The organism is Candidatus Synechococcus spongiarum SH4, assembly GCF_000586015.1.
Classification (GTDB): Bacteria; Cyanobacteriota; Cyanobacteriia; order PCC-6307; family Cyanobiaceae; genus Synechococcus_B; species Synechococcus_B spongiarum_F.
On record NZ_JENA01000038.1, the window covers coordinates 1 to 10,576 of the forward strand.

The following is a 10,576-nucleotide window of genomic DNA, read 5'->3' on the forward strand; positions in this document are numbered from 1 at the left end:
GTTGTGACGTCCTGGCCGAACCCCGTTTCCGAGTCCGAGTTGAGACGGTCAACATGGAGGTGGCCGAAAGCCACTTCCGAGAGTGGCTGGAACGGGTTATCGAGAGTGGCCTCAGCGCGTGGGGAGAGAATGTGTAGGCTAAAATGATCTTGCTGGTTTGGGCTGCTTTTGAGACGAGCATCCCTGGCCTCGGCCTTTACCACCTCCACCAGGGTGGTTTTGCCGATGCCGGGCCTGCCGGCCACCGCCTGGCGGGAGCCGGTCAGGCTGCCCTCGATCCGAATCAGCAGCTTCTGCAACTCCCGTTGCCGACCGACAAAGAGAGAAAGGGGGGTATTCCGGGCGTTCCGGCTGAGGCTATCCTGGAAATAGGGGGAACCGCGGAGGTTGTAAGCCTGCCAGGAATGGGGACAATGGGTCATGGCATTTGGCAGGGGTGTCCTCAGCAGGGTACCGATGCAACATGGTCCTTGTTGGGGTATGTGTTGGAGTAGACAGGACATGCGTCTTGCAGAAACGCGATGATTGAGCGGAAACGTCTTCTGCTTGGATTCATCCACCACGCTGGCGAGGGCCTCACCAGGGGGCAGCTCATGGGTTGGCTGTTTTTGCTGCGGCAGGAGCAGCCCCAAGCCTTGGGGTCATCAACCTTCTACGACTTTGTGCCCCACAGGTCGGGTCCCCACTCCTTTCAAGCGTGCCGTGACGTCAGGGGGCTACAAGAGGCAAGCTTGTTGACCGGAGATCACCCGGATCAACTGTCAATTGCTCCATCAGAGCGTGCCCATGTGAGCCGTGTGGTTCAAACGCTGCCCCATCGCGCTGCCAAGGGTGTTGAGGCAGTCCTGCGAGCCTACGGCGGGACGCCGCCGGATCAACTCTCCCATGACGTGAGCCGGCGCTATCCGTGGTATGGCCAGGGGACAGACTGGCCAGTGACGCCAGCGCAACCGGCAATCTACACCGTTGGCTACGAAGGTCGCACCATTGACGGTTTCCTGAACCACTTGATCGGCTCCGGCATTCGCCAACTGATTGACGTCCGCAAGAATGCCCTGTCTCGCAAGTATGGTTTTGGGGGCAGGACCACGGCCCGGCTCTGTGCTGAAGTGGGTATTGCCTACGTCCATGTGCCGGCCCTGGGAATCCCCAGCACAATGCGGATGGACTTGTCCTCCGTGACCACCTATGAACGCCTTTTTGACCTGTACGAAGCCACGATCCTTCCCGGTGCTGACGACAGCATGGCCTCCGTAGCAGATCTATGCACCCGGAAGCCATCAGCGCTGATGTGCCTTGAAGCATCTGCCAGCCAGTGCCACCGTGGCCGCCTTGCCCTCCGTCTTGCCCCTGCATCCGGGCTGGCTGTGAAGCACCTTTGAGCACGACCCATGGAACAGGCCCGCGAGGAGAGGATTCTTGTCACCGTCAAGACCTATCCGACGCTTTCACGGACGTACGGCGAGACCGTCTGCACAGCCGGGGTGCGTGAAGACGGCTCCTGGGTGCGTCTTTACCCCGTGCCGTTCCGACGTTTGGATGAAGAGGAGCAATACAGCAAGTACGATTGGCTGACCTGCCGCGTGATCCGTAACACCAAGGATTCGCGCCTGGAGACATTCCGTCCCCTTGACCAGAGCAAATTGCGGGTTATTGGCCATATGGACACAGGGGATCAGTGGCGAGAGCGGCGTAACATTCTTTTGAGGAAAGCCCGTGTGTGGACGCGATTAGAAGAGCTTATTGCTGCAGCCAAGGCGAATGAAGCCTCGCTTGCAGTGTTCAAGCCTGCACAGGTGGTGGATTTTATCTGGGAACTCGAGGAGGACCGGGAGTGGGATATCAACAAAGTTCGCCAGATGCGTGAGGCCACCGGTCAGTATGACCTGTTTGACGACAATACCTGGCGCAAGACTTTCCAAATCGTTCAGAAACTTCCCTACAGATTCTTCTACAAATTCAAGGACGCCAACGGGCGCATCAGCAAGCTACGGGTCTTGGATTGGGAACTGGGAGCCTTGTTCTGGAACTGTCGACGGCGGGCAGGCGGCAGAGAGTCCGATGAACCGGAAGCCCTCGTCAAGGTAAAAGAGAAGTATCTCAACGCCTTCCTATCGACCGACTTGCACTTCTTCCTGGGCACAACTTTGGAGTGGCACTTTCGTGGACTGAATCCTTGGTTCATTGTTGGTGTGTTGCCGATACCACCGGAGCCGCCAGAGAGCCAACTGGGTTTTCTCTGAACCATGCCTGCAGAGCATCCACGCTAGATGGCCATGACCTTGCGCCAGGGCATGACCCAGCAGGTTGTGGAGCACCCTCAACCCATCGTCATCAGGTAGGATAGGGCCATGACAGTATCTCCTCCCCCCCCAGGTAGAGCCCCCGTCGCCAGGGGTGAAGCAGCCTACCCCCCTTGCGCGGGAAGCCGGGACGGTAACGACCTACCCTACCGCGGTGCTGGCCAACGACTGGCTGAGACCGGCCGTGGTCCTGGGCGTCCTGGCGTTGCTGCTGGCGGCCTTTCATGGGGTGCGGCAGGAGATCAAGGACGTGCGGCAGGAGATTCAGGGTGTGCGGCTGGAGTTCAAGGCTGATCTTCAAGCCGTGGAAACCAGGTTGCGGGCGGACAATAGGGCTGTGGAAGAAAAGCTGGACTGGGTGCTGGAAACCCTCCGGCAGCCCTGACGTCTGGCGACCTGGTTTCCGTAGCGCCGCACCACCGGACAGGGGCGGGCTTAGAACTGGCCTACACATGGCGTGGCGATCACCATGGGCGAAGCGGAATCCCTGGTTTCCCAGGCGGAGTTGTTGCGGCATTGGAGTGTGTTGTCCAGGACAGTGAACCTCCATCTGGTGTTCCTGGGGATCACGGCGCAGTGGCAGGGACAGCAGCAACTTCAATCCCCAGGCCCATGAGAAGTGCCGGAGGTGGAGGTGGCGCCTGCACAGAGGAGCCCAGCCACGAGAGGATGCCCCAGCGGTTGACCACGCCGGCAATGGCGCTGCTGGAACGCTTGGCGCCGTCCCCTGAAGCGGATCGGCTGGAACGGTCACGGCGGCTGGCTGGTGCTGAGGGCCTGGTGCTCACCAACAGGGAGCTAAGGGCTGTTGAAAAAGTCCTCAAGAATGGTTACTTTCCTGTCGGTGCGTAACAGAATCTGGTGCCAGATGTCCTCTACTGTCCTCTCTTCACCCACGCTCCTATGCCCAGTCTAGTTCTACATCGGTTGTCTCCTGTCTTCCCTAAACTACTGGGGCCGCTGGCTGTTCTGATGGCTGTTTGCGCGGCCACGATCCATCCCACCCAAGTCCAGCAGCTCATACGACCTGTGCCCCGTCACGGTCTTTGTCCCACGGGCTATGCTGCCTCCGGTAGTTACTGCCTTCCCACCAAGGACGGCAGAATCCGTGGCGCTATTGTGAAAGTAGGCCATAGCTGTCCACAAGGCTTTACGGCTTGGGGCAATTACTGCCTCAGCGCGTCCAGCAATCAGCGGGAGGCCGTGCAGAAGATTGGCGACACCTGTCCCCAAGGTTGGTATGCCTCTCAGGACTACTGCATGGTTGCTACAGGCAACAAGCGTCGCGAAGTAATCGTACGGGTGGGGAGAGATTGTCCCCAAGGTTTTGCGCCTTTGGGGGATTACTGCCTCGGTTCCTCCAACCAGGAGCGGGAGGTGATTCTGAGAACCGGCCACCTTTGCCCATTGGGATGGTCCAAGTTTGGCGCTTATTGTCTCCAGGTGGCGAAGTAATCTGGCCATGCTTTTGGTGAAAGGCCCCTCTGCCCAATTTTGCCCTATTGCCGCCAATGTCGCGCCCCCTGCACCGGTCAATGCGGGGCAACGCTGAAAGCACATGCCCTACGGGAGAGCACAGGAATGTTCTGCTCAATTTGCCGAAGAGGATCGTGGGAGCAGAACGCTTGGCTATGGGGAACGGCAAGGAGAGTCTACTGGCGGGCCTTGGTTGGCAGTGCGCACACCGGAGCGACAGAAGGAGAGAGGTGTTGTTGCCCTGCCGGTGCAGCCAAGCACGGTTTCTCTGTGGGATACCCTCTGACCATGAGAAAGTCAGTTCTGGAGAGGATTTTGCTCAGTTTTTGAGGTGCTCGGCAAAGATTGAAGCTACTTGTTCGACTGTCGCACTTGTCTGTAAGCCTCCTTCAGGCTTAGAGTGGACACGCAGTCCTTCAGAGGCCACGTATGACGCAAGAGAAGTCCAGCCAGAACCCGCTGCTTCAGGCCGCGGCCAGGGGTGAATTGGAGACGGTCCAAACCTTGCTCACGGCAGGAGGTGATCCTAATGTCAGGAATGATCTTGGCCAGACTCCGCTGCACTGGGCAGTGGGGGGCAGCCATATGGATGTAGCCAACGCTTTGCTCAAGGCAGGGGCTGATCCTGGTGCTAGAGACAATGACGGCCAGACTCCGTTGCACGTGGCAGTCAGGAAGGGTGAAATGGAGATTTTCAACATCTTGCTCAAGGCAGGGGCTGATCCTGATGCCGTCAACAATGCTGGTCAGAACACATCACATGTGACGTCTAAGAGTGGTCATGAAGAAGTGCCTAACGTTTTGACCAAGGCGGGGACCGATCCTCAAGCCATCCCCCTTGCTGGTCAAGCCCCACTACATCTTGCGGATCTGCAGAGTCCACAGACGAGTGTTAATTTAGATCTCACTACCGTGACATCCAAGGCATCTAAAACGATTCCTCCAAGGAGCAATAGAAATCTTATCGCAGAAGCAGCTTGTAATCTTATTCGTGACGACTCGCTGCGACGGAAAGGGTCTACTATGAACTCTAAAGATGATTCCCACTGGCCACTGGCCCAAAGACTATTGTATAGGGCAGTTTTTGCAGGTCATACAGATCTCGTCAAAGCCCTTATCGAGGAAGGAACTTCATGTGACAAAATGGTAAAAGAAGTCTTCTATCTTTGGCGTGCGATCTCCCAGTTGGAGGAGTCTAATTTTTATCTTATTTTTGATTATCCTGATAAAAATAAAATTGAGCCTCGATCTTTATGTAGTATGTCTTCACTACATTGTGCAGCTCTGGCAGGTCACATAGACATTGTTAATATACTTATCAAAGTATCAGGAGATACTCTTAATAAAAAAATGAGCCCTTGTTCTTGGTCTCCATTACACTTTGCAGCTAGAACGAATCATGCAGATGTAGCTAGCGCTCTGATTCAAGCAGGGGCTGAGCTTGAAAGCAAAGACTCAGGAGAAGCAACCCCACTTTGCCTGGCCCTTAGGTACTCCAATGAAGAAGTCGCCAGCGTCCTTATCCTAGCAGGGGCTGACATCAATGCAGTGCCTGACTCGAAACGATGGGAATCTGCGACTAGGGACTATTAACCGTCGGGATATGCAATGCGCCTTGCCTTGAAACATCCTCTTCAGCCGAGGCGTTGCTCCTCTGTGAAGAATGCTAAAGTACTGCGGCGACGAGTGATAGCAGCAACAATGAGTACAGCAGTTCTTGTTATTCATCCCCAGTTCAATCACCTTCACTTCCTTGCCCTGGGACAGCGCCAGCTCATCACGACACGAGAAAGCCAATCGTGAAGCTGCTCCTGAGTCACGTCCCTGACTTCCCGAGCAAAACCGATAACATCCGATCTCCATGTCTACGAATCACGACTTGAGCCTTCATGGAAGCTCTTGGGATGCTAGGATTCATGCAGTTGCTCAAAGGTCATTGACGGCCCAAGAAGACCAGTCCAAGAGTTCGCTGCTTCTGGCCGCGGCCAGGGGTGAATTGGAGACGGTCCAAACCTTGCTCACGGCAGGAGGTGATCCTAATGTCAGGAATGATCTTGGCCAGACTCCGCTGCACTGGGCAGTGGGAGGTGGCCATGCAGATGTATGTAGCGCTCTGCTCAAGACAGGGGCTGACCCTGGCGCCAGAGACAACGACGGTCAGACCCCGTTGCACGTGGCAGCCAGGAAAGGTGAGTTGGAGATCGTCAAGGTCTTGCTCAAGGCAGGGGCTGATCCTCATGCTAGAGATAACGATGGTCTGACATCACGACAATGGGCTACTAGAAATGGTCATGAGAATATAGTCAATTCTCCTCTGCTTGATGCAGATACTGATCCTAATGCTACGAATAATCTTGATCAAGTTTCACCAGATATAGCAGTCCTACAGAGTTCCCAAGCGAATGTTAATTTAGATCTTCCTATCATGACATCTAAGACAGATTCTGCAAAGAGCAGTAAAGCTCTTATCGCAGAAGCTACCTGCTGTTTAATTCATGAAAACAAAGAAATGCCACCCTTGCCTGGTAGGAATTCTCCTGAAACAAAAGAATCTACAATTAAGTTATTCAATTTTATGACAGAAAACAAAGAAAATAAGAAAATTTTAGAGCTTGTCAAAGAAAATAGAATTCAAGCAGCCCTAAATCTTGTTAGGAGCAGCAAAAATGCAAAAAATAAATCTGATGAACTATTTTTATTTTGGCGTCGTGATAAGACTGAATCTAGCTGGTCACTGAGCCAAAAACTACTGTACAGGGCAACTTTTGCAGGCCACACAGAGCTTGTAAAAGCTCTTATCGAGGAAGGGACTCCATGTAAAGAGATGCAATTGGTATCTTTATATTATTGGCATGTTAATTGCCAGTTAGAGGAATCTAGTCTTCCCAAATATTCCATGAGTTTTCCTAATTCAGATGCAAAGATTCGGACCGAAGCTTATTGTCAACTTTATGGTATTGATACCGAGACAAACATATTCATGTCTCCATTACATTGTGCAGCTCTAGCAGGTCATATACATGTTGTTAATATTCTTATCCAAGTAGCAGAAGATACTCTCAATAGGAAAACGAACCCTTATTCTTGGTCTCCATTACACTGTGCAGCTAGAAAGAATCATGCAGATGTAGCTAGCGCTCTTATTCAAGCAGGGGCTGATCTTGAAAGCAAAGACTCAGGAGAAGAAACCCCACTTTGCCTGGCCCTTAGGCACTGCAATGAAGAAGTCGCCAGCGTCCTTATCCAAGCAGGGGCTGACATGAATGCGATACCTCATATTGAATGCCGATGTCCCTAAAAGGCCTGAAAGGTCCAAGGCGAGATCACAGACCACTTCAACTTCCCTGTTTCAGGAAAGATGATCCATCACTTTATCCATCTTTCAGTTGTCACTATCCAAGAGCGCGGGCAGGACTTTTCCTACTGAGTTACATTCAATAACTGACAAGCTAGCCTGTGGAACGCTTCACGGGCTTCATTAAAATCTACAAGCTGACCCCATACCAGTTCGTTTACAAAAACTTTATAAAAGACTTCCAACTTTGATGGATTTGTGTGTAAATACCTCAAGGCATGACTGAGCCTTTGTATAGCATTTTCAGCAAAATCTCTGTCTTTACTGCCAAATTGATCTCGATCAAATTTAATAATCTTTTGAAATAAATGCTGGAGTTCACTTGTTACCTGTCTTGCAGTTGATTTGTTCTGCAATATCTGATGTACGTCATACAGATGGCGCACTAGCCGCTTATCTTCTGGGCTATGCTCCTCGTTGAGCAAGTTGTTTTCCGACCAGCTTGCCGTACGACGCAAGAAGGCAACCACTTTCTCCACCAGTGTCTCCTTATAATCCAAAGCATGGCAGAGGATTAGCGGTTCTTCACGTTCTGGAACCACCTCGCTCAACAGTGATTTCACATGGACTTCCTCTGGCTCCAGGTATGTAGTAGTGCGGGCGATAAAATCCAGCTTGATTTCAGGTCGCAGCGCCATCATCTCGGGAAAGCGAGACGCATAACCCAGCGGAAAGTGGAAATAGCGGTTCTCATTACGGGGATCAGGCGAGCCTACATTAAACCCTTCTCCGCTCAGGTGTTGAGTCAGATCCTGGCGCAACTTGCCCAGCTTCCTACGGCACTGGCTGCGACTCAGAGCTTGCGGCACGATGACCTTGAAGTCAACATCCTCTGACATTCTGTCGATAAGTTTATACCCCTTAGATAATGATGTGCCACCACAAAATACAATAGAGAATTTTTCCCAGTTGAAATCTTGAAGCAGACCCAGGGTCTTGGTGATCAGTAAATCTTTCTCAAGGATTGCAGGTCGAAGTTCACTCAAGCCGGTTCGACTAACTTCAACAATCATCTCGTAATCGTCATTAGTAATAGAAATCATGTGTTTTCTGTCTCCTATGAGAATGTAAATCAATTCTCGTACTCTACAACACCCTTGCCCACTTGCAGCCGTCTTGTGACGCGGAGAGGGCTCGTGTCGAAAGTGGTACGCCAAGGCACCTGGGTTGTGAGTCCGGCGTTGTAGAGCCGCTGCGCTTTACCCTGCTTCCAGGCAATGCCGAGGCGGTCCAACGTTTCAGCAGCCAGAACTTCAAGGGGTTGCCTGGGTGCAGGCTGACCCGAGAGGCGGGATGGTGTTGCCTTGGCGTAGACCCCCATGCCGATGCGCACCAGCTTGCCATCCTCCACCAGTTGCTTCAAGCCGCGGCTCACCTGGGACGCACTGCCCAGATCGAGCAAGTCACGGCGGAGCACCACCTCACCTTGACGCGCAGCAACCGAGCGCCGCAGCCGCTCCCGCATCGTCGCAGATCTTGTGCGTCGCTTGCCCATAGCGGATGCCATTGGTCTTGGCCAACTCTTGTCAAGCTACCATCTCCCCAGCCCAGCCTTCAGCCCCCTCACCCCTCCATATCCCCCACCTCCTTCAACGCCGCCGCCGTCAGCACCTCATGGCCGCCTGCCGTCACCGCCACGTCGTCTTCAATGCGGATGCCGATCCCTTGCCAGTTCTCGGGGATGGGGGGTTGCCCCTCCGGGACGGGCAGCCGGTTGCTGAGGTACAGACCCGGTTCTACGGTGAGCACCATGCCCGGCTCCAGGGCGGTGTGGTGATCCCCCAGGCGGGAGGCCCCCATGTCGTGAACGTCCAACCCCAGCCAGTGGCCGGTGCGGTGGGGATAGATGTGGCGATAGTCATGGCCGGTGAGGATGGCCTCCCGGTCCCCCTGGAGAAGACCCAGATCCAATAGCCCGTCCACCAGCACTTCCACGGCGGCGTTATGCGCCTTGGCGGAACTGCTCCCCGGCTGCACGGCGGCAATGGCCTGGCGCTGGGCGCTGAGCACCAGTTCATACAGGGCCCGCTGCTCGCCGCTGAATTGGCCGTTGATGGGGAAGGTGCGGGTGATGTCGGCGTTGTAGTAGTCCATCAGGCTGCAACCGGCATCAATGAGCAGCAGGTCCCCGTCCCGCAAAGGGTCCTGGTTGTTGGTGTAGTGGAGGATGCAGGCGTTGTCTCCCCCCGCCACAATGGAGGGGTAGGCGGGTTGACGGGCCCCAGCCTTGCGGAAATGGCCCTCCACCAGGGCCTCGATCTGGTATTCCCCCATTCCGGCCCGGACGGCCTGGCGGGCCTGTTCATGGGCGGCGCAACTGATGCGGGCCGCTTCCCTCATGCGCTCCAGTTCCCCGGGCTCCTTGCGGAGGCGCATGGCATGGATGGCGGCGCTGGCGTCGAAGAGGCTGGCGCTGGGTCCCCCATGCCGCTGGCCCCGCTCCAGTTGTTGCGCCCACACCCTCAACACCAGCGGCTCCACGTGGGGATGGCGACCCACGCGGAAGCCGATGCGGCGGGCGCCGTGGAGATAGCCGTCCAGCCGTTCGGCAAGCTCCCCGATGGGATGGGCCGCCTCGGCGCCGAAGTGCTCCATGGCGCCCTCGGCGCCCCAGCGGTGGCCGTTCCACACTTCGGCGGTGGCATCCCGTGGCTCCACAAACAATACGAAGCGGGGATCCCGAGGGCCGCCGGCGCCGTGGCCACGGAGCACCGCCACGGCATTGGCCTCGTCCAGGCCGCACAGATAGAAGAAATCGCTGTCCTGGCGGAAGCGATGGTGAACGTCGGCGTGGTGGGTCACCAAGTGGGCGGCGGGCAGCACCACTGCCGCGTCCTCCAGACTGGCCAGGAGGCGCTGGCGCCGTTGGGCATGGGCGGCATGATTCGGATGGGAATTCACGGTGTGCAGGCGGGGAGGGAAACGGTTAAATAAAGACGTGTGCCAGGCGCCGTGTGATCAGAATCAATTCATCCGCGGCGAGAACAGGAGAGGGGATGGCCAGTCTGAGGTGGGGACGGTGAATGCCTTGAGCGGACTTCTCCTGTTGGCGGTGGCGCTCCTGCTGGGGTCCGCCTTTTGTTCCGGCAGTGAAGCAGCCATTATGACCACCACCCCCCTCCAGGTGCAGAACCTTTGCCGCCGGGGCGTACCGGGGGCCAACAGCCTCAAACGACTGCGGCTTCAGTTGGGGCGGACGCTGGCGGCTGTGGTGGTGACGAACAACATGTTCAATATCTTTGGCAGTATCATGCTGGGAAGCCTTGCCGGCTGGGTGATTGTGGAGCAACTGACGTTGCCGAACCAGTGGGTGGCGGTCTTTTCCACCCTGTTCACCTTGCTGGTGATTGTGGTGGGGGAAATCCTGCCCAAGGCGCTGGGGTCCCGCTTCAACGTGCAGGTGTCCCTGGTTGTGGCCCCCATCCTCCTGCAACTGACCCGT

At 55.4% G+C, this 10,576-nt stretch carries 12 protein-coding genes; 8 read left to right on the top strand and 4 right to left on the bottom strand.

Going from position 1 to position 10,576, the window contains the following annotated elements; all coding sequences use genetic code 11:
- Positions 1-422: ATP-binding protein (locus BG35_RS10005; protein ID WP_034416768.1), on the bottom strand; the 422-nt coding region annotated here is incomplete at its 3' end.
- Positions 423-521: 99 nt separating this feature from the next.
- Between BG35_RS10005 and BG35_RS11420 the strand changes: the two genes are divergently transcribed.
- The 7 genes from BG35_RS11420 (at position 522) to BG35_RS11930 (ending at position 7,077) form a co-directional block, all read left to right on the top strand.
- A complete protein-coding gene (locus BG35_RS11420) occupies positions 522-1,382 on the top strand; it encodes a DUF488 domain-containing protein (protein WP_025781653.1) in 861 nt (286 codons plus the stop codon).
- Positions 1,383-1,391: 9 nt separating this feature from the next.
- Positions 1,392-2,243, top strand: a complete 852-nt coding sequence (locus BG35_RS0103100) for a DUF8758 domain-containing protein (RefSeq protein ID WP_025781654.1) — start codon at positions 1,392-1,394, stop codon at positions 2,241-2,243.
- A 154-nt stretch (positions 2,244-2,397) separates the two neighbouring features.
- Positions 2,398-2,688, top strand: a complete 291-nt coding sequence (locus BG35_RS0103105) for a hypothetical protein (RefSeq protein WP_152535144.1) — start codon at positions 2,398-2,400, stop codon at positions 2,686-2,688.
- A gap of 84 nt (positions 2,689-2,772) precedes the next feature.
- A complete protein-coding gene (locus BG35_RS12985; protein WP_236619756.1) occupies positions 2,773-2,919 on the top strand; it encodes a hypothetical protein in 147 nt (48 codons plus the stop codon).
- On the top strand, positions 2,916-3,155 hold the full coding sequence (locus tag BG35_RS0103115; protein WP_161632515.1) for a hypothetical protein: 240 nt from the start codon (positions 2,916-2,918) through the stop codon (positions 3,153-3,155). The genes BG35_RS12985 and BG35_RS0103115 overlap by 4 nt, the downstream gene beginning before the upstream one ends.
- A 1,053-nt stretch (positions 3,156-4,208) precedes the next feature.
- Positions 4,209-5,372, top strand: coding sequence for an ankyrin repeat domain-containing protein (locus tag BG35_RS11925; RefSeq protein WP_071994767.1), 1,164 nt, complete (start codon positions 4,209-4,211; stop codon positions 5,370-5,372).
- Positions 5,373-5,640: 268 nt separating this feature from the next.
- Positions 5,641-7,077 (top strand): ankyrin repeat domain-containing protein, encoded by a 1,437-nt coding sequence (locus tag BG35_RS11930; RefSeq protein ID WP_080687995.1) that lies wholly within the window; start codon positions 5,641-5,643, stop codon positions 7,075-7,077.
- 122 nt (positions 7,078-7,199) lie between these two features.
- Here BG35_RS11930 and BG35_RS10020 read toward each other — a convergent pair whose 3' ends face one another.
- The 3 genes from BG35_RS10020 to BG35_RS0103145 all read right to left on the bottom strand — a co-directional run bounded on the left by BG35_RS10020 (position 7,200) and on the right by BG35_RS0103145 (position 10,035).
- Positions 7,200-8,177 (bottom strand): nucleotidyl transferase AbiEii/AbiGii toxin family protein, encoded by a 978-nt coding sequence (locus tag BG35_RS10020; protein ID WP_152535145.1) that lies wholly within the window; start codon positions 8,175-8,177, stop codon positions 7,200-7,202.
- Between the two features lie 29 nt (positions 8,178-8,206).
- Complete coding sequence (locus BG35_RS10025; RefSeq protein WP_034416772.1) at positions 8,207-8,599, bottom strand: DUF6088 family protein; 393 nt, start codon at positions 8,597-8,599, stop codon at positions 8,207-8,209.
- 98 nt (positions 8,600-8,697) lie between these two features.
- A complete protein-coding gene (locus tag BG35_RS0103145; protein WP_034416774.1) occupies positions 8,698-10,035 on the bottom strand; it encodes an aminopeptidase P N-terminal domain-containing protein in 1,338 nt (445 codons plus the stop codon).
- A 127-nt stretch (positions 10,036-10,162) separates the two neighbouring features.
- Between BG35_RS0103145 and BG35_RS0103150 the strand changes: the two genes are divergently transcribed.
- The coding region (locus tag BG35_RS0103150; protein WP_161632516.1) for a DUF21 domain-containing protein at positions 10,163-10,576 on the top strand (414 nt) is incomplete at its 3' end.